Origin of the sequence: Caballeronia sp. PC1 (assembly GCF_021353155.1) — a bacterium.
In the GTDB taxonomy this organism is placed as follows: domain Bacteria; phylum Pseudomonadota; class Gammaproteobacteria; order Burkholderiales; family Burkholderiaceae; genus Caballeronia; species Caballeronia cordobensis.
Genome location: NZ_JAJUBH010000001.1, coordinates 1,337,334 through 1,358,283 on the forward strand (window position 1 = coordinate 1,337,334; position 20,950 = coordinate 1,358,283).

Annotated in this window: 19 protein-coding genes; 2 read left to right on the forward strand and 17 right to left on the reverse strand. The window is 63.7% G+C overall.

From position 1 onward, the window contains the following. Positions 1-40: 40 nt before the first annotated feature. Complete coding sequence (gene ppsA / locus LY284_RS06425; protein WP_014191142.1) at positions 41-2,458, reverse strand: phosphoenolpyruvate synthase; 2,418 nt, start codon at positions 2,456-2,458, stop codon at positions 41-43. Positions 2,459-2,960: 502 nt separating this feature from the next. Between ppsA and LY284_RS06430 the strand changes: the two genes are divergently transcribed. After that, entirely contained in the window at positions 2,961-3,779 is an 819-nt protein-coding gene (locus LY284_RS06430) for a pyruvate, water dikinase regulatory protein (protein ID WP_014191141.1), read from the forward strand. Positions 3,780-3,788: 9 nt separating this feature from the next. Here the strand turns inward: LY284_RS06430 and LY284_RS06435 are convergent, their stop codons facing one another. The 16 genes from LY284_RS06435 to rpsB form a co-directional block, all read right to left on the reverse strand. Then, a complete protein-coding gene (locus tag LY284_RS06435) occupies positions 3,789-4,565 on the reverse strand; it encodes an RNA methyltransferase (RefSeq protein ID WP_014191140.1) in 777 nt (258 codons plus the stop codon). Positions 4,566-4,582: 17 nt separating this feature from the next. Beyond that, positions 4,583-5,287: a ribonuclease HII gene (rnhB, locus tag LY284_RS06440; protein ID WP_014191139.1), complete on the reverse strand. Its 705-nt coding sequence runs from the start codon at positions 5,285-5,287 to the stop codon at positions 4,583-4,585. Continuing rightward, positions 5,287-6,453, reverse strand: a complete 1,167-nt coding sequence (gene lpxB / locus LY284_RS06445; protein WP_014191138.1) for a lipid-A-disaccharide synthase — start codon at positions 6,451-6,453, stop codon at positions 5,287-5,289. The genes rnhB and lpxB overlap by 1 nt, the downstream gene beginning before the upstream one ends. Before the next feature lie 12 nt (positions 6,454-6,465). Beyond that, positions 6,466-7,254, reverse strand: a complete 789-nt coding sequence (lpxA, locus tag LY284_RS06450; protein ID WP_014191137.1) for an acyl-ACP--UDP-N-acetylglucosamine O-acyltransferase — start codon at positions 7,252-7,254, stop codon at positions 6,466-6,468. Positions 7,255-7,324: 70 nt separating this feature from the next. Continuing rightward, complete coding sequence (gene fabZ, locus LY284_RS06455) at positions 7,325-7,783, reverse strand: 3-hydroxyacyl-ACP dehydratase FabZ (RefSeq protein WP_014191136.1); 459 nt, start codon at positions 7,781-7,783, stop codon at positions 7,325-7,327. 146 nt (positions 7,784-7,929) lie between these two features. Next, positions 7,930-9,018: a UDP-3-O-(3-hydroxymyristoyl)glucosamine N-acyltransferase gene (lpxD, locus tag LY284_RS06460; protein WP_014191135.1), complete on the reverse strand. Its 1,089-nt coding sequence runs from the start codon at positions 9,016-9,018 to the stop codon at positions 7,930-7,932. Between the two features lie 28 nt (positions 9,019-9,046). Further along, the gene (locus LY284_RS06465) at positions 9,047-9,547 is read right to left on the reverse strand and encodes an OmpH family outer membrane protein (RefSeq protein WP_045450453.1); all 501 of its coding nucleotides are present in this window, start codon (positions 9,545-9,547) and stop codon (positions 9,047-9,049) included. Between the two features lie 106 nt (positions 9,548-9,653). Continuing rightward, positions 9,654-11,966, reverse strand: coding sequence for an outer membrane protein assembly factor BamA (bamA, locus tag LY284_RS06470; protein WP_014191133.1), 2,313 nt, complete (start codon positions 11,964-11,966; stop codon positions 9,654-9,656). Positions 11,967-12,043: 77 nt separating this feature from the next. After that, entirely contained in the window at positions 12,044-13,426 is a 1,383-nt protein-coding gene (gene rseP, locus LY284_RS06475; RefSeq protein ID WP_045450452.1) for an RIP metalloprotease RseP, read from the reverse strand. A gap of 7 nt (positions 13,427-13,433) precedes the next feature. Continuing rightward, positions 13,434-14,651 (reverse strand): 1-deoxy-D-xylulose-5-phosphate reductoisomerase, encoded by a 1,218-nt coding sequence (locus LY284_RS06480; protein ID WP_014191131.1) that lies wholly within the window; start codon positions 14,649-14,651, stop codon positions 13,434-13,436. An 18-nt stretch (positions 14,652-14,669) separates the two neighbouring features. Then, positions 14,670-15,482, reverse strand: a complete 813-nt coding sequence (locus LY284_RS06485; protein WP_014191130.1) for a phosphatidate cytidylyltransferase — start codon at positions 15,480-15,482, stop codon at positions 14,670-14,672. Then, positions 15,476-16,258, reverse strand: coding sequence for a polyprenyl diphosphate synthase (uppS, locus tag LY284_RS06490; protein ID WP_014191129.1), 783 nt, complete (start codon positions 16,256-16,258; stop codon positions 15,476-15,478). The genes LY284_RS06485 and uppS overlap by 7 nt, the downstream gene beginning before the upstream one ends. An 84-nt stretch (positions 16,259-16,342) precedes the next feature. After that, positions 16,343-16,903: a ribosome recycling factor gene (frr, locus tag LY284_RS06495; protein ID WP_014191128.1), complete on the reverse strand. Its 561-nt coding sequence runs from the start codon at positions 16,901-16,903 to the stop codon at positions 16,343-16,345. A 90-nt stretch (positions 16,904-16,993) separates the two neighbouring features. Then, positions 16,994-17,707: a UMP kinase gene (gene pyrH / locus LY284_RS06500; RefSeq protein WP_014191127.1), complete on the reverse strand. Its 714-nt coding sequence runs from the start codon at positions 17,705-17,707 to the stop codon at positions 16,994-16,996. Between the two features lie 256 nt (positions 17,708-17,963). Further along, positions 17,964-18,845, reverse strand: coding sequence for a translation elongation factor Ts (tsf, locus tag LY284_RS06505; RefSeq protein WP_014191126.1), 882 nt, complete (start codon positions 18,843-18,845; stop codon positions 17,964-17,966). Positions 18,846-18,990: 145 nt separating this feature from the next. Beyond that, positions 18,991-19,743 carry a 30S ribosomal protein S2 gene (gene rpsB, locus LY284_RS06510; protein ID WP_014191125.1) on the reverse strand — a complete coding sequence of 251 codons (753 nt, stop codon included), beginning with the start codon at positions 19,741-19,743 and terminating at the stop codon, positions 18,991-18,993. A gap of 377 nt (positions 19,744-20,120) precedes the next feature. Between rpsB and map the strand changes: the two genes are divergently transcribed. Further along, positions 20,121-20,930, forward strand: coding sequence for a type I methionyl aminopeptidase (gene map / locus LY284_RS06515; protein WP_014191124.1), 810 nt, complete (start codon positions 20,121-20,123; stop codon positions 20,928-20,930). The last annotated feature ends 20 nt before the right edge of the window (positions 20,931-20,950 follow it).

A 20,950-nucleotide genomic window follows, 5' to 3' on the forward strand; every position in this document is an offset into this window, starting at 1 on the left:
CGCGCTTATCCGTAAGCAAGCGGAAAGGCGCGATCACAACTTATTTTGACAACGTCTTCGCCAGTTGCTGCCAAGTGTCGATGATCGTGTCCGGATTCAGCGACATCGACTCGATGCCTTCCTTCGCCAGCCATTCGGCCAGGTCCGGATGGTCCGACGGACCCTGACCGCAGATACCGACGTACTTGTTCAGTCGCAGACACGTTTCGATCGCGCGCTTGAGCATGAACTGCACGGCTTCGTCGCGTTCGTCGAAATCGGCCGCGAGCAGCTCCATGCCGGAATCGCGGTCGAGCCCGAGCGTCAGCTGCGTCAGGTCGTTCGAACCGATCGAGAAGCCGTCGAAACGCTCCAGGAACTGCTCGGCGAGAATCGCGTTGGACGGCACTTCGCACATCATCACGAGCTTGAGGTCGTTCTTGCCACGCTCCAGACCGAACTTCTTCAGGAGCTCGACCACGCGATCCGCCTGCTTCAGCGTGCGCACGAACGGCACCATGATCTGGACGTTGTCGAGGCCCATTTCTTCGCGCACCTTCTTCAGCGCGATGCATTCCATATGGAACGCCTCGGCGAAGTCTTCCGCGATATAGCGCGACGCGCCACGGAAACCGAGCATCGGGTTCTCTTCGTCCGGCTCGTAGCGCGAGCCGCCGATCAGCTTCTTGTACTCGTTCGACTTGAAGTCCGACAAGCGCACGATCACGGGCTTCGGATAGAACGCCGCCGCGATCGTGGCGATGCCTTCGGTCAGCTTGTCGACGTAGAACGCACGCGGCGACGCATGACCGCGCGCGACGCTTTCGACCGCCTTCTTCAGGTCCGCATCGACGTTCGGGTACTCCAGAATCGCCTTCGGATGCACGCCGATGTTGTTGTTGATGATGAATTCCAGCCGCGCCAGGCCCACGCCCGCATTCGGCAACTGCGCGAAGTCGAACGCGAGTTGCGGATTGCCGACGTTCATCATGATCTTGACCGGAATCTTCGGCAGTTCGCCGCGCTGCACTTCGGTCACTTCGGTTTCGAGCAGGCCGTCGTAGATCTTGCCTTCGTCGCCTTCCGCGCACGACACCGTGACGAGCGCGCCGTCCTTCAGCAAGTCGGTGGCGTCGCCGCAGCCGACGACCGCCGGCACGCCCAGCTCACGCGCGATGATCGCCGCGTGGCACGTGCGGCCGCCGCGATTCGTCACGATGGCCGACGCGCGCTTCATCACCGGCTCCCAGTTCGGGTCCGTCATGTCGGCGACGAGCACGTCGCCCGGCTGCACGCGTTCCATTTCGGACGGGTCGTGAATCACGCGCACGGGGCCCGCGCCGATCTTCTGGCCGATCGCGCGGCCGGTGGCGATCACGTTCGACTGGCCCTTCAGCTTGAAGCGCATCTCGGCCTTGCCGGACGCCTGGCTCTTCACCGTTTCGGGGCGCGCCTGGAGAATGAAGATCTTGCCGTCGCGGCCGTCCTTGCCCCACTCGATGTCCATCGGACGCTGATAGTGCTTCTCGATGATCACCGCGTACTTCGCGAGCTGGATCACGTCTTCGTCGGTGATCGAGAAGCGGTTGCGCTGCTCGTGAGCGACGTCGACCGTCTTCACGCGGCCCGGCTCGCCCGGCTTCGTGAATTCCATCTTGATGAGCTTCGAGCCAATCGAGCGGCGGATGATCGGGTACTTGCCCTGTTCGAGCGTGGTCTTGAAGACGTGGAACTCGTCCGGATTCACCGCGCCCTGCACCACGGTTTCGCCGAGGCCATAGCTCGACGTGATGAACACGGTTTCCTTGAAGCCCGATTCGGTGTCGATGGTGAACATGACGCCCGCCGCGCCGACGTCCGAACGGACCATGCGTTGCACGCCCGCCGACAACGCGACTTCAGCATGCGTGAAGCCCTTGTGGACGCGATAGGAAATGGCGCGGTCGTTGTAGAGCGACGCGAACACGTGCTTCATGCGATCGAGGACGTCCTCGATGCCGACCACGTTCAGATAGCTTTCCTGCTGGCCCGCGAAGGATGCGTCGGGCAAGTCTTCGGCGGTCGCGGACGAACGCACGGCGAACGAAAGCTCTTCGGGCGAGCTTGCCTGGAGCACGTCGAAACCGCGGCGGATTTCGTCTTCGAGACGCGGCTGCAGCGGCGCATCGACGATCCACTGGCGGATTTCCTTGCCGGCTTCGGCGAGGGACTTCACGTCATCGACGTCGAGCGTCTCGAGACGCTTGGCGATGCGCTCGGTCAGATCGTTATGCTGGAGAAAGTCGCGAAACGCGAGCGCGGTCGTGGCAAAGCCCGTCGGCACGCTGACGCCGGCTTCGGAAAGCTGGCTGATCATCTCGCCGAGCGACGCATTCTTGCCACCGACCACTTCCACGTCGGTCATTCGCAACTGCTCGAATGGAACTACATACGCCTGATCCTTTGCGACGTCTTTCGCAACATTGACTGCGTTAGTCATACAAGCCCCTAAGGTGGATGGAATGCTCGATCGCACGAGTGGGCTCATATGCGGCGCGCTCAATGGGAGCGCGGCCGCATCTCGTACAACCTGTTTGATAAACCATCGGGGGAAACGCGCCGCCGGAACCGGAGCGCGTCGCAAAAAGAAGCGGGACGTCGGGAATCTGCTCGAAAACGTGGTTTTTGCTGCCAAAACCGACGAAACGACCGCGATTTGACGAAAATCCGAATCAGTTTGTCCGCAATTGCTTATCGAACAGGTTGCCGCTATTCTACCGTGCCGATTGTCAGTTTTGCTTCGGCAGAAACAGTAATTCCACGGCAAAATCGAGGTCTTTCACGCCGCTGGGTTGGCCGGCGCACACCGCAGGGCAACCAATGTAACACAGGCGCTTAATGCCGCCGCGCTCAAGACGTTGCCGCGCGTTTTCAGCACGTTATCCGCGTGTTACCTTCTGAGCGCGCCCACCCCATTTCGTTCCCCATTTGGTTTTTTGCCGATGCCGCCTTCCGTATTCATCGTTTCCGACGGTACTGGGATCACTGCCGAAACCTTCGCGCATTCGATCATGGCCCAGTTCGATCAAAAGTTCCGGCTCGTGCGCGTGCCTTTCGTCGATTCGATCGACAAAGCGTATGCCACCGTCGGGAAGATCAATGAAGCCGTCACGCTCGACGGGCGCCGGCCGATCGTGTTCACCACGCTCGTCGACAGCGCGTCGAACGAGGTCGTCAAGGGCTGCAATGCGCTCGTGCTCGACATGTTCCAGACTTTCATCGAGCCGCTCGAACACGAGCTGGAGATGAAATCGACGCACGCGATGGGCCGCGTCCACCAGAACGCGGACACCGAGGAGTACAAGAATCGCATCGAGGCGATCAACTTCTCGCTTGCGCACGACGACGGCCAGTCCAACCGCAATCTCGCCGAAGCCGACGTGATTCTCGTCGGCGTGTCGCGCAGCGGCAAGACGCCGACGAGCCTGTATCTGGCGATGCAATACGGTGTGAAAGCGGCCAACTATCCGCTGATTCCCGAAGACTTCGAGCGCGGCAAGCTGCCTACGCCGCTACTGGAGCATCGCGCGAAAATGTTCGGCTTGTCGATCGATCCGCAGCGCCTTGCCGAAATCCGCAACGAGCGCCGTCCGGGCAGCAAATACGCCGCGCTGGAGAATTGCCGCTACGAGATCAACGAAGCGGAAATGATGATGAAGCGCGAGGGCATCAAGTGGCTGTCGTCGACGCACAAGTCGATCGAGGAGATCGCCACGACGATCCTCCAGGAAATCAAGCCCGAACGGCCGTCCTATTACTGACGCGTCCCGCTAGCGCTGCTGGCGGCACTGCTCGAAAAGACAGATCGCCGCCGCGGCCGCCACGTTGAGCGACTCCATGCCGCCCGGCTGCGGAATGGTCACGCGGTGCGTCACCGCATCGCGCCAGACCTGCGAGACGCCCGCGCCTTCGTTACCGAACACCCACGCCAGCGCGCCCGACAGGTCGCAGTCGTACAGCGCGACCGCGCCGTGCGAATCCGTGATCGTGACGGGCACATCCAGCCGGGCGATCAGATCCTCGTGCGCCACATCCTCGAAAATATCGAGCAGAAAGTGCGCGCCCATGCCGGAGCGCAGCACTTTCGACGACCATGCGTAAGCGGTACCCGGCGCGCAGAACACGCGCGTGATGCCCGCGGCGGCCGCGCTGCGCAGAATCGAGCCGACGTTGCCGGCGTCCTGAATGCCGTCGAGGATCACGCAGGTTTCAGCGACGCGCGCGGGAAGTTCGCTGTCGATCTTCTCGACGAGCAGCAACATGCCCACGCCGTGCACGACGCTCGACAATTGTCCGAATAGCGCATCCGGCAACACGACGACACGCCGTTCCTCGATCCGCGCGACGATCTCGCGCGCCTCTTCGTGCGTGAGCGCGCCTTCGGTGACGACACAGGTTTCCGGTTGTCCCGCCGCGTCCAGATAGGCCGCCGCCAGATGGAGCCCTTCGAGCAGCGCGTGGCCGCTGCGCCGCTGTTGCGCGGTCGAGCCGGCCAGCGCCTTGATGCGCTTGTAGAGCGGGTTGTCCCGCGAAGTGATGGATTTCACGTTGGAATGAATGACGCTCAGAAAGCGAGCGCGTCGGGCCCGTCGTCGAGGTTCGACGCGACCTGGAGCACTTCCGGCGCGATTTCCGGCAGCACGGAGCCGAACACGAGCGCATGCGCCTCGCGCACCGGCGCGAACGAACGCCGATGATGCTCGCACGGACCATGCTCGCGCAGCGCCCGCAGATGCTGAGGCGTGCCGTAGCCCGAATGCGCGTCGAAACCGTACATCGGATAGGTTTGATGCAGGTCCAGCAGCATGCGGTCGCGCGTGACTTTCGCGAGAATCGATGCCGCGGAAATTTGCTTGATGAGCGCGTCGCCGCCGATCACCGCTTCCGAGCGGATCGAAAGCGTCGGGCAGCGGTTGCCGTCGACCTTGACGAGCGTCGGCGCGACCGCGAGCCCTTCCACCGCGCGCTTCATCGCGAGCATGGACGCGTGCAGAATGTTGATTGTGTCGATTTCCTCGACGCTCGCCGACGCGATGCAATAGGCCAGCGCGCGATCGACGATCTTCGCGTAGAGCTCTTCGCGCCGCTTGGCCGAAAGCGCCTTGGAATCGTCGAGGCCGTTGATTCTCGGCTTGGCGGGATCGAAAATCACCGCCGCCGCGACGACCGGGCCCGCCAGCGGGCCGCGCCCGGCTTCATCGACGCCGCAGATGATGTCGAACGGCGAACTGAAATCGAGTCCCGTCTGAGCTGAATTTTTCGCCGCCATTAGCGCGGCCTCCGCGTGTCCAGCACCCGCGCGACCGCCTGGGCCGCCTTCTGCGCCGTATTCTGGCGCAGCGCGATGTGCATGTCGGTGAAGATTTCCGTCAGGGTACGGCGGTTGGCGTCGTCGTTCAACTGTTTCAGCGTGGCGTCGGCGAGCGCTTCGGGCGTGGCGAAATGCTGCAGGATTTCGGGCACGACGAAGCGCCCCGCCAGAATGTTCGGCAAGCCCACGTACGGCAGATAACCCTGCCGCTTCATGATCTGACCCGTGAGCCAGGGCACCTTGTACGAGATGACCATCGGCTTTTTGAGCAGCGCGGCTTCGAGCGTGACGGTGCCGCTTTTCACGAGAATCGCGTCGGCGGCGGTCATCGCGGTTTGCGCGCGGCCGTCCGTGATCGTCAGCGACAGGTGCGGATGCGCGTCCACGAGCGGCTGCAGCAATTCGCGCAGCGCCGGATTCGCGGCGGGCATCAGAAAGCGCACGCCCGGTTCGCGAAGCTGCATCAGCTCCATCGCGTCGAAAAAAGTCGGGCCGATCAGCGAGATTTCCGAACGGCGGCTGCCCGGCAACACGGCGATCACCGGGCCGCCTTCCGCGATGCCGAGTTCGCGGCGTGCGCCGTGCGTGTCGGGCTCGAGCGGGATTTCGTCCGCGAGCGGATGGCCGACGTAGGTCGCGGCCACACCCGATTTTTCGAGCAGCGCGGTTTCGAACGGAAACACGCACAGCATGTGATCGACCGCTTTCACGATCTTCTTGATGCGCCCGCCGCGCCACGCCCAGATCGACGGGCAGACGAAATGCACGGTCGGAATCCCGGCTTCGCGCAGCGGTTGTTCGAGCCCGAAATTGAAATCGGGCGCGTCCACGCCGATGAACACCGAAGGCGGCTCCGCGAGCAACTGCCGCTTGATCTCGTTGCGGATGCCGAGAATTTCGGGAATGTGCCTGAGCGCTTCGACATAGCCGCGCACGGTCAGCTTGTCCATCGGCCAGTGCGCTTCGAAACCCTCGGCCGTCATGCGCGGGCCGCCGATGCCGCTATAGCGCGTGCCTTCCGGCAGCGTTTGCCTCAGGCCCTTGAGCAGCGAGGCCGCGAGCAGGTCGCCAGACGGCTCGCCCGCGACCATCGCGATGCGTGGCGGGTTGTGGTTCGGGGTCATCGGGCGGCGTGCTTAGCGGATGATGCCGCGCTGCGACGCCGCGATGAAGTCCGAGAATGCCTTGACGGGCGCATCGCCCTCGCCGCCCGCCGTGCTCAGTTCCTTGAGCTGCACTTTCGCCTCTTCGAGCGACAGGCCGCTCTTGTAGACGATGCGATACGCCGAGCGCAACGCCGAAATGGCGTCGGGCGTAAAACCGCGGCGGCGCAGGCCTTCGACGTTGATGCCGTGCGGCTCCGCCTTGTTGCCCGCCGCGATCACGAACGGCGGGACGTCCTGCACGAGCGCGGAGGCGCCGCCGAGCATCGAATGCGCGCCGATGCGCACGAACTGGTGCACGCCCGACATGCCGCCGATGATGGCGTGATCGCCGACGATCACGTGCCCCGCCAGTTGCGCATTGCTCGACATGATGACGTTGTCGCCAAGCCGGCAGTCATGGCCGACGTGCACGTACGCCATGATCCAGCAATCGCTGCCGATGGACGTAAGGCTCTGATCCTGCACCGTGCCCGTGTGCAGCGTCGTGAATTCGCGAATGGTGTTGCGGTCGCCGATTTCGAGGCGCGTCGGCTCGCCTTTGTACTTCATGTCCTGCGGACGGCCGCCGATCGACGCGTAATGGCCGATGCGGTTGTCGCGGCCGATCGTCGTGTGGCCCTCGATCACGCTGTGCGAGCCGACGGTCGTGCCCGCGCCGATCACGACGTGCGAACCGACGATCGCGTACGGTCCGACTTCGACGGAATCGTCGAGCTGCGCGCCCGGCTCGATGATCGCGGTGGGGTGAATCTTGCTCATGCGCTGATGGCCTTATGCGGTTCGTGCTGCTTGTTACGGTGAACGCGGGGTGTACGCAACGCAAATGCGCTCAAGCGTCCGTGTCCTTCACGGTACACATGAGCTCGGCTTCGGCGGCCGTCGCGCCGTCCACTTCGGCGCGCGCCTTGAACTTCCAGATGCCTCGCATGTACCGCTCGAAATTGACGTTGAGCACCAGTTGATCACCCGGTTCCACCACGCGCTTGAAACGCGCGCCGTCGATACCGACGAAGTAGTAAAGCGTCTTGGCCGGGTCGTGCGGCTCTTCCGCGAAGGTCAGGAGCGCCGCGGTCTGCGCGAGCGCCTCGAGAATCAGCACGCCCGGCATGACCGGACGCGTCGGGAAGTGACCCTGGAAGAACGGCTCGTTGATCGTCACATTCTTGATCGCTTTGATGCTCTTGTGCGGCTCAAGTTCGAGCACGCGGTCCACGAGCAGGATCGGATAGCGATGCGGCAACAGCGTGAGGATCTTGTGGATGTCGAAATTGATTTTTTCTGTGCTCATGGTCGTTCTGCTCACGCGCGTGTCGGCGCGGAAATTGGATGGCGGGCCGTCTCAGGCGCCCGCCCGGTTTGCTGCGTCTGTCGGGCTGCTCGAACCGGCCCGCTCTTGATTCGGCTTCGGCGCTTCGCGTTTCCCGCGCCGGGCGCTCAGGCGCCGCTTCGATCGTCAGGCTTGCCCGCGTCCGCCAGCGCCGTTTCGAGCGCCTTGATGCGGTCGCGCATTTTGTCCAGATTGCGCATGATCGCCGCGCTCTTGTTCCACTCGGCGTGCGGCACGGCCGGAAACGCGCTCGTGTAGAGGCCCGGCTTGAGCAGCGACTTCGACACGCCCGACTTCGCCGTGACGATCACGTAGTCCGCGAGCGTCACGTGGCCCGCAATGCCCACCGCCCCGCCGATCATGCAATGCTTGCCGATCGTCGTGCTGCCCGCGATGCCCGCGCAACCCGCGATGACCGTGTACGCGCCGATACGGCAGTTATGGCCGATCTGCACGAGATTGTCGATCTTCACGCTGGCCTCGATGACGGTGTCCGCCATCGCGCCGCGGTCGATCGTCGTGTTCGCGCCGATCTCCACGTCCTCCGCGATATCCACCGCGCCCACCTGCGGGATCTTCACCCAGCTTCCGGTGCGCGCCTCGCCCTCGCCGGTGAAATCCGGCGCGAAACCGAAGCCGTCCGCGCCGATCACCGCGCCCGCGTGCACGATCACGCGCGCGCCCAGCTTGCAGCCGTGATAAACGGTGACGTTGGGGTACAGATGCACGTCGTCGCCGAGCTGCACGCCGCGACAGACGACCACGCCGGCATCCAGCCTGACGCGCTCGCCGACGACCGCGCCCGCTTCCACCGTGACGTGCGGCCCGATCACGGCGCTCGCCGCGACCTTCGCGTCGGCATCGACATAGGCGCTCGGATGCACACCCGGCTTGGCCTTGGGCGTGGCCAGGTCGATGAACGCCTGCGCGACGCGCGCGAAATAAGCGTAAGGGTTCGGCGTAACGATGAAATTGCTGCCCGAGCGATTCGTCACCTTCTCGAGATCCGCGGGGGAAATCAGCACCGCGCCGGCGCGCGTGTCTTCCACCTGCGGCAGATACTTCTGATTCGCAAGAAACGCCAGTTGCGCGGGGCCTGCCTTGTCGAGCGGCGCGAGGCTCCCGACCGCGTGCGCGCCGTCGCCGACCACCTCGCCGCCGAAGCGCTTCACCAGTTCGTCGAGCGTGATCGCCATGCCTGATGCCATCTCGTCCCAGTCCTCGTCAGTTCGAGCTCGATCCCGTGCCGGCCGAGCTCGCGGCCAGCGCCTTCAGCACCTGATCCGTGATATCGATGCGCGGACTCACGTACACCGCTTCCTGCACGATGAGGTCGTAGTGCTGCTGCTCCGCGATCTGCTTGATCACTTTATTCGCCCGGTCCAGCACCGCTGCGAGTTCCTCGTTGCGGCGCTGATTCAGGTCTTCGCGGAATTCGCGCTGCTTGCGCTGAAAGTCCGCGTCGAGCTGCGCGAGGTCACGCTGACGCGCCGCGCGGTCGGCGGGCGCCATCGAGGAACCGTTCTTGTCGATGTTGTCCGACATCGACTTCAGGCGCTGCGCCATATCCTGCAGCGCTTTGTCGCGCTTGGAGAATTCCTGCTCCAGCTTCGACTGTGCGGCCTTCGCCGCCGACGATTCGCGCAGGATGCGGTCCGAATTCACGGCCGCGATGCGCGCTTCCTGAGCGCTGGCGGACATCGCCGCGCCCAGGCCGAGAACCATCGACAACGCAAGCGCCAGCGCCCTATGCTTCGAATGCTTACCGGTTCCCAAAGTGTTCCTCACGTTACGTCTGAATGAATGAAATTCGCGTTCGAAGACAGGCCGCTTAGAAAGCCGTACCGATCTGGAACTGGAACTTCTGATACTGGTCGCCTTCGTGCTTCTGCAGCGGGAAGCCGAGGCTCAGCTTGAGCGGGCCGATCGGCGAGATCCACGCGAGACCCACGCCGTAGCCGTAGCGCAAGCCGTTCGCGCCGCCGCTCGTGCCGCCCTGGTTCGGATCGCCCCAGACGTTACCGGCATCGAGGAAGGTGAAGACGCGCAGCGTGCGGTCATAACCCGTGCCCGGCAGCGGGAACGTCAGTTCGATATTGCCGACCGCCATGCGCGAGCCGCCGATCGGGTCGTTCGTCTTGGAGTCGCGCGGACCCAGAGAACTCGGCGAGTAGCCGCGCACCGAACCGATACCGCCCGCGTAGTAGTTCTTGAAGATCGGGTACGTCTGGCCTTGCAGACCCTTGCCGTAGCCACCCTGCAGGTTGAAGCCGAGCACGAAGCCGCGCGCGAACGAGTAGTAATACTGGAACTGCGCGTCGAACTTGGCGTACGTCGTGTTGCCGAGCGGCGTGCCGTATTCCGCGTTCGACTGGATGTAGTAGCCGCGGCTCGGCACCAGCGCGCTGTCGCGATTGTCGCGCGACCAGCCGACCGTCAGCGGATAGTTGTTCACCACGCGGCCGAACTCGTTCACGTAGTTCTGATACGACTGCGGCGTGGCCGAGTCGAGATCCATCGTGTTCTGCTCGGCGCCGACGCCGAAGAACACCGTGTCCTGCTCGGAGAACGGGATGCCGAACTTGGTGTCCGCACCCATCGTGATGATCTTGAAGCTCGAATCCGTCGAGTAATACAGCGGCTGATACGTACGGTAGTACGCGTCGGTAATGCGCTTGATGCCGTCGATCGTGAAGTACGGATCGACCTGCGTTACGGTCAGCGTGCGGTATGTCTTCGCGGTGTTCACGTTGACCGCGAGACTCGTGCCCGAGCCGAACACGTTGTCCTGCGACACGCCCGCGGACAGCACCACCTTGTCCGTCGACGAGAAGCCCGCGCCCAGCGTGATCGCGCCGGTCGGCTTTTCCGCGACCTTCACGTCGACGTCGACCTGGTCGTTCGTGCCTTCGACGGGAACCGTCGTGACGTCCACGTCGGTGAAATAGCCGAGACGGTTGATACGGTCCTTCGACAGCCCGAGGCGGCTCGAATCGAACCACGAGCTTTCGAGCTGACGCATTTCACGGCGCACCACTTCGTCGCGCGTGCGCGTATTGCCGACGATGTTCACGCGACGCACATACACGCGGCGGCTCGGGTCGACTTGCAGCGTGAGCGCGACCGTGTGATCCGCCTGATCGATCTGCGGCTGAGCGTTGACCTGCGCGAACGCGTAGCCGTACTCGCCGAGCTTGTCGACGATCGCCTTGGTCGTGGCCTGCAGCTTCTCGGCCGAAAAGCGCTCGCCCGGCTTGATCTTGATGAGCTTCTTGAGCTCGGCCTCGCGGTCGAGCAGATTGCCCGCCAGCTGGACGCTGCTGATCTTGTACGGCTCGCCTTCATGCACGGCGATCGTCAGATACATGTCCTTCTTGTCCGGCGAGATCGACACCTGCGTGGAATCGATGCTGAACTCGAGGTAGCCGCGGTTCAGGTAGTACGAGCGCACGTTCTCGAGGTCGCCCGTCAGCTTTTCCTTCGCGTACAGATCGCTCTTCGTGTACCACGAGAACCAGTTCGGCGTGGAAAGCTGCATTTCGCCGAGCAGCGTGTTCGAACTGAACGCCTTGTTGCCGACGAAGTTGATCTGGCGGATCTTCGCGCTCGGACCTTCGGCGACCGAGAACAGGATCGCGACGCGGTTGCGGTCAACCGGCGTCACGGTGGTCGTGACTTCCGCCGCGTAGTAGCCGCGCGTGAGGTATTGGCGCTTGAGCTCCTGCTCCGCCTTGTCGACGAGCGCCTTGTCGTACGAGCGGCCTTGCGACAGGCCGACCGAGCGCAGCGCCTTGGTCAGATTTTCCTTGTCGAACTCGTGCAGGCCCGCGAAGTCGATGGCGGAGATCGCCGGGCGCTCCTGCACCTGCACGACCACCACGTTGCCTTCGGTGGCGATCTGAACGTCGTTGAAGAAGCCCGTTGCGTACAGCGCGCGAATCGCTTCGGAGGCCTTGTCGTCGGTGAAGGTGTCGCCTTGCTTGATCGGCAGATAAGCGAACACGGAGCCCGGTTCGATGCGTTGAAGACCGTCGATCCGAATATCCTGCACGACGAACGGCGTGGTGGCGTGCGCCGCCATACCCGTCGCGGCGAGCGCCGCGGCCACAGCCGTCTTAGGAACAAAGCGATGAGGTTTGAACAACGTGCTTCCCCAGTATTTAAAGCTGCATTCGTTCCGGCGGTCGCTCGAAAGACGCCGCCAGAAATTGTCAAAGTGGATCAGAAACGAATCAGGCGAGCGAGGTCGTTGAACAATGCGATCATCGACAGCGCGACGATGCAGACCAGGCCCGCCCTTTGCAGAACAAGCTGCCAGCGATCGGATACAGCCTTGCCGGTAACAGCCTCAACCAAATAATATAACAGATGACCACCGTCCAAAACGGGAATCGGTAACAAGTTCAACACACCGAGGCTAATGCTGACGAGCGCCAGAAACGAAACGAAGGCCGTCAAACCGAGCCTTGCGCTCTTGCCCGCATAGTCTGCAATCGTGACAGGCCCCGACAGATTCTTGAGCGACGCCTCGCCGACGATCATCCGCCCGAACATGCGCAGCGAGTACACGCTGATGTCCCACGTGCGGTTCACGCCGAGACGCAGGCTCTCGATCGGCCCGTAGCGCACGTCCACGGTCGGCAACTGGTTCGCGAGCGCCGCGCCGATCCGGCCGATGTCCTTGCCCGACGACGCATCGCGCTTGATGTCGGGCACGATCTGCACCGCTTCGCGCTGGCCGTTGCGCTCGATCACGAGCGTCACGGGCTTCGCGCCATGCGCCTTCACGTAGTCGATGAAGCTCGACGCGTTGTCGACGGAACGGCCGTCGATCGCGCGCAGCGTGTCGCCCGCCTTGAGGCCGCTTTTCTGTGCGGCGCTGCCCGCCTCGACGCCCGCCACCGTCAGCGTGCCGCCGCCCGGCGCGAAGCCGAGCTTGTCCATGAAGTCCTGATCGGCGTCGGCGTCCGTGATGCCCGCAACGCTCACCGGGAAGTCGAAGGTGCCCTCGTGCGTCTTCGCGGTGAGCACGACGCGGCGGTGGTCGAACGACGCATCGAGCAGTTTCCAGCGCAGGTCGGACCAGGAGCGGATCGGATGCGTCTCGCCGCCTTGCGCGTCGCGCATCGAAAGAATGTTTTCGCCGCCTTCGAAGCCCGCGCGCGCCGCAGCCGTTTCCGGCGCAGGCTGCGAGACGATCGCCGCCGGTTCGGTCACGCCGCCCGCGAAGACCGCGGAAAAAAGCGCGATTGCCAGCAGGAAGTTGGCGACGGGCCCCGCCGCGACGATCGCGATGCGCTTGCCGACGCTCTGCCGGTTGAACGCGCGCGGCAGATCCTCCGGGGCAATCTTCTGGCCGCTCTCCGGATCGACCTCGCGCTCGTCGAGCATCTTCACGTAGCCGCCGAGCGGCAGCGCGGCGATCGTCCACTGGACGCCCGTCTTCTTGCTAACCCATTGCACGAGCGGTTTGCCGAAGCCGACCGAAAAACGCAGCACCTTCACGCCGCACAGGCGCGCGACGCTGTAGTGACCGAATTCGTGGACGACGACGAGCACGCCTATCGCGACGACGAAGGCGACGATTTCGGTCAGAAAGTTCATGACGGCCTCAATGGGCGATGGGTTCGGCGCCTGGCGCGCTCGCGGTGAGCTCTGCGACGAAACCGGATGCGAGACGGCGCGCGTTCGCATCGGCGGCGAGGACGTCGGCAAGCGTGGCGGCGCTCGTGTTCGGCAAGGCGCTCAGCACGCGCTCCACCACTTCGCCGATCGCCATGAAGCCGATGCGGCGCTCGAGGAACGCCTCCACGGCGATTTCGTTCGCCGCATTGAGCGCGGCGCTCGCGATGCCGCCCGCCTCCAGCGCCTGAATGGCGAGCGCGAGACACGGAAAGCGCGAGAAATCGGGCTTCTCGAACGTAAGGGACGCGATCTGCGCGAGATCGAGCGCCGCGACGCCCGAGTCCACACGTTCAGGATACGCCAGCGCATGCGCGATCGGCGTGCGCATATCGGGATTGCCGAGCTGCGCGAGCACCGAGCCGTCCGCGTAGGACACCATCGAGTGAATCACGCTTTGCGGATGGATCAGCACCTCGATACGCGATCCGGGCAGATCGAAGAGCCAGTGCGCCTCGATGACTTCGAGGCCCTTGTTCATCATCGTCGCGGAATCGACGGAAATCTTGCGGCCCATCGCCCAGTTCGGGTGCTTCACGGCCTCTTCGGGCGTGACGTTCACGAGCGTGGCCGGCTCGCGCGTACGGAACGGGCCGCCGGATGCCGTGAGGATGATCTTCGAGACGCCGCCGTGCAGCTTCGCCTCTTTGTCCGCGCAAGGCGGCAGACACTGAAATACCGCGTTGTGCTCGCTGTCGACCGGCAGCAGAATCGCGCCGTTATCGCGCACCGCGTCCATGAAGATCTGGCCGGACATCACGAGCGCTTCCTTGTTCGCAAGCAGGATGCGCTTGCCGGCGCGCGCGGCGGCGAGCGTGGGCGCAAGGCCCGCCGCGCCGACGATGGCCGCGACGACCGTATCGCACGAATCCGCGCGTGCGACCTCGACGAGCGCGTCGGGCCCGTGCGTCACTTCCGTCTTGCAGCCCGCGGCGCGCAATGCCTGAGCGACGCGCGCGGCGGTTTCGGCATCGCCGACGACGGCCACTTCGGGCTGAAACTTCAGACATTGGGCGACGAGCTTCTCGCCGTTGCGATGCGCGCTGAGCGCGTAGACCGAGAAACGGTCCGGGTGCCGCGCCACGACGTCGAGCGTGCTATCGCCGATCGAGCCCGTGGAGCCGAGCAATGTGAGACGTTTTTGCATGAATTCTTCTCTAGCCGGTCAGCCGAGCATGAGCAAGGCAATCGGCAATACGGGCAACAATGCGTCGATGCGGTCGAGGACGCCGCCATGACCCGGCAGCAGGCCGCTCGAATCCTTGACGCCGGCCTGGCGCTTCAGCAGCGACTCGAACAGATCGCCGACCACGCTGAACGCGACCAGCACGGAAAGCGCGACGAATGAGCGATCCCAGCCGAGATGCTCGACGAAGGCCGTGAAAACGGTGGGCGCATAAAAACCGGTGCCGGCGGCGAGCGCGCCGATGACGATGACCGCGAGCCACCCGCCGACGGCGCCCTCCCAGGTCTTGCCGGGGCTGATCGACGGAGCGAGCTTGTGGCGGCCGAGCGCTTTTCCGGCGAAGTATGCGCCTATATCAGCCAGCCAGACTACTAGCAGAAGCGATAGCACGAACGCCACGCCGCGCGTGCGCGCGTCGACGACCGCGTGCCAGCAGGCCAGAAACACGACAATACCCGCGAAAAGCAGGAAGGCGCGCCACGCGTGGGCGGCCAGCGTCGGCTTGCGCAGCAGCGCATACGGACCGGCGAGCACCCAGAAGATCGCAGCCATCTCGTACAGCGGCGTGGATTTGATGCCGAGGAACGCGCTCAGGACGAGCGCCAGTCCCGCGACAACCGCGTAGGCCACCGGTCCCGCGCCGTTCAGCTTGAGGAGCCGGCCCCATTCCCATGCCGCGAACACCACGACGAAGCCGATCAGCGCGCCGAACGCGCCGATCGGCGCGAACAGCGTGATCGGCACGACTACCGCGAGCAGGACGATTGCCGTGATGACACGGGTTCTTAGCATGAAAGGGTGTCGGCCTTCTGCGATTGGGAAGCGAGCTGCGCGCTCGTGCGCCCGAAGCGGCGCTCACGGTCGCCGTACGATGCGATCGCGCGGTCCAGCGCGTCGGCGTCGAAATCCGGCCAGTAGGTATCGGTGAAATAGAATTCGGTGTACGCGAGCTGCCACAGCAGGAAGTTGCTGATGCGCTGCTCGCCGCCCGTGCGGATGAAAAGATCCGGCTCCGGCGCGTAGGCCATCGCGAGATGCTCGGCGAAGGATTCGTCGTCCACGCGCGCGGCCACGCCCGTTTCGAGCGATTGCGCGATGAGCTTCTTCGCGGCCTGCATGATGTCCCAGCGCCCGCCGTAGTTGGCGGCGATGGTCAGCGTGAGGCGGGTGTTGCGCGCGGTCTTGGTCTCGGCGCGCTGGATCAGCGCGCGGATCTTGTCGTCGAACATGGAAATGTCGCCGACGACGCGCAAGCGGATGCCGTTGGCGTGCAGCTTGCCGATCTCGCGTTCGAGCGCGGTGACGAAAAGGCGCATCAGGAACGACACTTCGTCGGTCGGACGGCGCCAGTTCTCGGAACTGAACGCGAACAGCGTGACGAATTCGACGCCGCGGCGCGCGCAGCTTTCGACGGTCGCGCGAACCGCGTCGACGCCGCGCGTGTGACCGGCGACGCGCGGCAAGCGCCGTTGCGTCGCCCAACGGCCATTGCCGTCCATGATGATCGCGACGTGACGCGGGACAGCCGCGACATCGGGCACGGTAACGGTAGAGCTGGTATAGGTCATGGCCGGTGAATCTTGGAATCGGAAGGAGTGAGAGCCAGCCCGGGCGAATGCGCGCCCGAAGCTGGCGAAACCGTCTCTACGGCCTCACACCGTCATGATTTCGGCTTCTTTCGTCTGAACGAGCTTGTCGATTTCCGCGACGAACTTGTCCGTGAGCTTCTGCACTTCGTCGCTCGAACGGCGCTCGTCGTCTTCCGAAATTTCCTTGTCCTTCACGAGCTTCTTGAGGGCGTCGTTCGCGTCGCGGCGCAGGTTGCGCACGGCGACTTTCGCGGTTTCGCCTTCGCTCTTCACGACCTTCGTGAGCTCGCGGCGGCGCTCTTCGGTCAGCGCGGGCATCGGCACGCGGATCAGATCGCCTTGCGTGGCCGGATTCAGGCCGAGATCGGACTCGCGGATCGCCTTTTCGACGACCGGCACCATCTTCTTTTCCCACGGCTGCACGCCGATCGTGCGCGCGTCGACGAGCGTCATGTTCGCGACTTGCGAGATGGGCACGTTCGAGCCGTAGTAGTCGACCTGGATATGGTCGAGCAGGCCCGTATGCGCACGCCCCGTGCGAATCTTGGCGAGATCGGCCTTGAACGCTTCGATCGACCGCTGCATCTTCTGGTCGACACCCTTTTTAATGTCAGCCACACTCATTTTCAACCTCCAAACCTGGTTTTACCGGCGAAACGCGGCGCATCCCGCGCGGCTTTTGCCGTGCCGCGGAGCGCCCGATACCGCGAGAGTTTACACGTGGACGAGCGTCCCTTCGTCGTCGCCCTGCACGATGCGCCTCAACGCGCCCGGCTTCGTGATCGAGAACACGCGAATCGGCAGCTTCTGGTCGCGGCACAGTGCGAACGCGGTGGCGTCCATGACCTGCAGGTTGCGGCCGATCGCCTCGTCGAAGCTGATCGTGCTGTAGCGCGTCGCGCTCGGATCCTTCTTCGGGTCGGCGGAGTATACGCCATCGACCTTCGTCGCCTTCAACACGACTTCGGCGCCGACTTCCGAGCCGCGCAAGGCGGCTGCCGTATCCGTCGTGAAGAACGGGTTGCCCGTACCGGCCGCGAAAATCACCACCTTGCCCTCTTCCAGCTGACGGATCGCGCGCGGGCGAATGTACGGCTCGACCACCTGGTCCATGCGCAGCGCCGACTGGACGCGCGCTTCGATGCCCGCGTGACGCATCGCGTCCTGCAAGGCGAGCGCGTTCATCATCGTGGCGAGCATGCCCATGTAGTCGGCAGTCGCGCGGTCCATGCCGGCCGCGCCACCCGCCACGCCGCGGAAGATGTTGCCGCCGCCGATCACGACGGCCAGTTGCGTTCCGATCCGCACCACCTCCGCGATATCCGCCACCATCCTTTCGATCGTTGCGCGATTGATGCCGAAAGCATCGTCGCCCATCAGGGCTTCGCCGGAGAGCTTGAGGAGTACGCGTTTGTAGGCTGTGGGCATATGAGGTTCCGATCGCGCCGAGGAGGGTTGCAACAACGTAGAACTGTAGGGGTGAAACATTAGTTACCGCAAGCGCGCCGGATCGGGCGGCGGGCGCGGAGGATCAGGGTTTACCCCTGCCCAGCCGCGCCCGCTCTCGTGTGCGAACCGGATCGCCGAATTCTTGCGGCGGGACAATCCGCCGCAGGACTGCAGGCTCGACGCGTGGCCGCGCTTTTCACAGCGCACGCGCCTCAAGGGAGCCTTGGGGTGATGCTTACGACTGCTTGGCCGCCGCGACTTGCGCCGCGACTTCAGCTGCGAAATCGTCCTGCTTCTTCTCGATGCCCTCGCCGACCACGAACAGCGCGAACTTCTGCACCGACGCGTTCGCCGCCTTCAGCATCTGCTCGATCGTCTGCTTGTCGTTCTTCACGAACGGCTGGTTCAGCAGCGAGACTTCCTTCAGATACTTCTGGATCGAGCCGTCGACCATCTTCGCGACGATCTCGGCCGGCTTGCCCGACTCGGCTGCCTTCTGCTCGGCGATGCTGCGCTCCTTGGCGATCAGGTCCGCCGGCACTTCGTCCGACGACAGCGAAACCGGCTTCATCGCGGCGACGTGCATGGCCACGTCCTTGCCGACTTGCTCGTCCGCGCCCGTGAACTCGACCAGCACGCCGATGCGCGTGCCGTGCAGGTATGCCGCGACCTTGTTGGCGGTCTCGAAGCGCACGAAACGGCGGATCGACAGGTTTTCACCGATCTTGCCGACCAGCGCGAGACGCACTGCGTCGACCGTCGAGCTTTCCAGCGGCAGCGCCGACAGCGCCGCGATGTCGGCCGGATTGTTCTTGGCGACCAGTTCGGCGATCGTCTTGCCGAATGCCAGGAAGTCGTCGTTCTTCGCAACGAAGTCGGTTTCGCAGTTCAGTTCGACGAGCGCGCCCACGCCGCCTTCGACGTGCGCCGTGACGATGCCTTCGGCCGTCACGCGCGATGCCGCCTTGCTCGCCTTGTTGCCGAGCTTCACGCGCAGCAGTTCTTCCGCGCGCGCCATGTCGCCGTCGGCTTCCGTCAGCGCCTTTTTGCATTCCATCATCGGCGCGTCGGTCTTCGCGCGCAGTTCTGCCACCATGCTTGCGGTAATTGCCGCCATCATTCGCTCCTTGAGTCTGTTTGATACGTGCCGCGGCTTCGAGCGCCGGCAGCAGGAATTGGTTTCAACGATCGCGAAACATCGCGCTGGCTAAAAAAAAGGGGCCTTTCGCAAAGCCCCCTTTTTTGTCGGCCGCAGGGCTCGATTACGCCTGCTCGTTGACCTCGACGAACTCGTCGCCTTCGCCGTTGCGCACGGCCTGGACCACGTCGTTCACCGCGTTCGCGCGGCCTTCGAGGATCGCGTCGGCCACGCCTTCGGCGTACAGCGCGACGGCCTTCGACGCGTCGTCGTTACCCGGGATGACGTAGTCGATGCCTTCCGGCGAGTGGTTCGTATCGACCACGGCGATGACCGGAATGCCGAGCTTCTTCGCTTCGGTGACAGCAATCTTGTGGTAGCCGACGTCGATGACGAACATCGCGTCCGGAATGCCGCCCATGTCCTTCACGCCGCCGATCGACTTTTGCAGCTTGACCATTTCGCGTTCGAACAGGAGCGCTTCCTTCTTGCTCATGCGCTCGGTTTCACCCGATTCCAGCGCCGCTTCCATGTCCTTCAGGCGCTTGATCGAAACCTTCAGCGTCTTGAAGTTGGTCATCATGCCGCCGAGCCAGCGGGCGTTGACGAACGGCATGCCTGCGCGCGCTGCTTCCTGAGCGATCGTGTCGCGCGACTGACGCTTCGTGCCGACGAAAAGAATCGTGCCGCGGTTCGCTGCCAACTGGCGCACGTACTTCAGCGCGTCGTTGTAGAGCGGCAGCGTCTTTTCGAGGTTGATGATGTGAATCTTGTTGCGATGACCGAAGATATACGGGGCCATCTTGGGGTTCCAGAAGCGCGTTTGGTGACCGAAGTGGACACCCGCTTCCAGCATTTGACGCATCGTGACTGCCATGAAATTCTCCGCGAGGGTTGGGTCTTAAGCCGGCTGCCGCATTCCGCGCTTCTACAATATGAGCGTGGAACACCCTGGGTGCGCCGGCTTGCGTATCGACTAACTAAGCCGCTGAATCTAAGTCGCATTCGCCGATTGCGCCCTGATTGTCTCGTGACATCGTGACGGCAATATGGATTGCGACTCAGCCAGCAAGTATAGCATGTGACGATTGTCCGGCTCAAGCCGCCCGGTCGGAGCGAACGGCGTTCCGAGCGCCGGCAACGCGCCCGCCGCCGCGCCGCGGCTGAAACTATCCGGGTGCGGCGCATTTCTTAAGGTGCGATAATGCCGCTTTCGCGGCTCACTGCCGCCTATACGCATTTCCGAGCCAAGTCATGTCCATTACGCTGAAAAACGATCACGATATCGCGCAGATGCGCGTCGCCTGCCGGCTCGCCAGCGAAGTGCTCGATTTCATCACGCCGCGCATCGTTCCCGGCGTGACGACCGAGGAGCTCGATCGACTCTGTCACGAATATATGGTGAAGGAACAGGGCACCGTTCCCGCGCCGCTGAATTATCAGCCGCCCGGCTATCCGCCGTATCCCAAGGCAACCTGCATTTCCGTGAACGACGTGATCTGTCACGGCATTCCGGGCGAGAAGGTGCTCAAGAACGGCGACGCGCTCAACATCGACATCACCGTCATCAAGAACGGATATTTCGGCGACACGAGCCGCATGTTCATCGTCGGCGAAGGCTCGATTCTCGCCAAGCGCCTCGTGCAGACCACCTTCGACTGCATGTGGCTCGGCATCGATCAGGTGCGCCCCGGCGCGCATCTGGGCGATATCGGCGCGGCAATTCAGAAGCACGCGGAATCGCAAGGCTACAGCGTGGTGCGCGAATACTGCGGCCACGGCATCGGCCAGGTGTTCCACGAAGAGCCGCAAGTGCTGCATTATGGGCGTCCAGGTACGGGCATCGAATTGCAGGCGGGCATGATCTTCACCGTCGAACCGATGATCAACGCCGGCCGCCGCGAAATTCGCACCATGCCCGACCAGTGGACCGTCAAGACGCGCGACCGCAGCCTCTCGGCGCAATGGGAGCACACGGTGCTCGTCACGCCGACCGGCTACGAAGTGCTGACCGTCTCGGCGGGCACACAGGCGCCGTCGCAACTGATCGCGGCCACCGCCTGATACCGCGTTCGTCCGCGCGA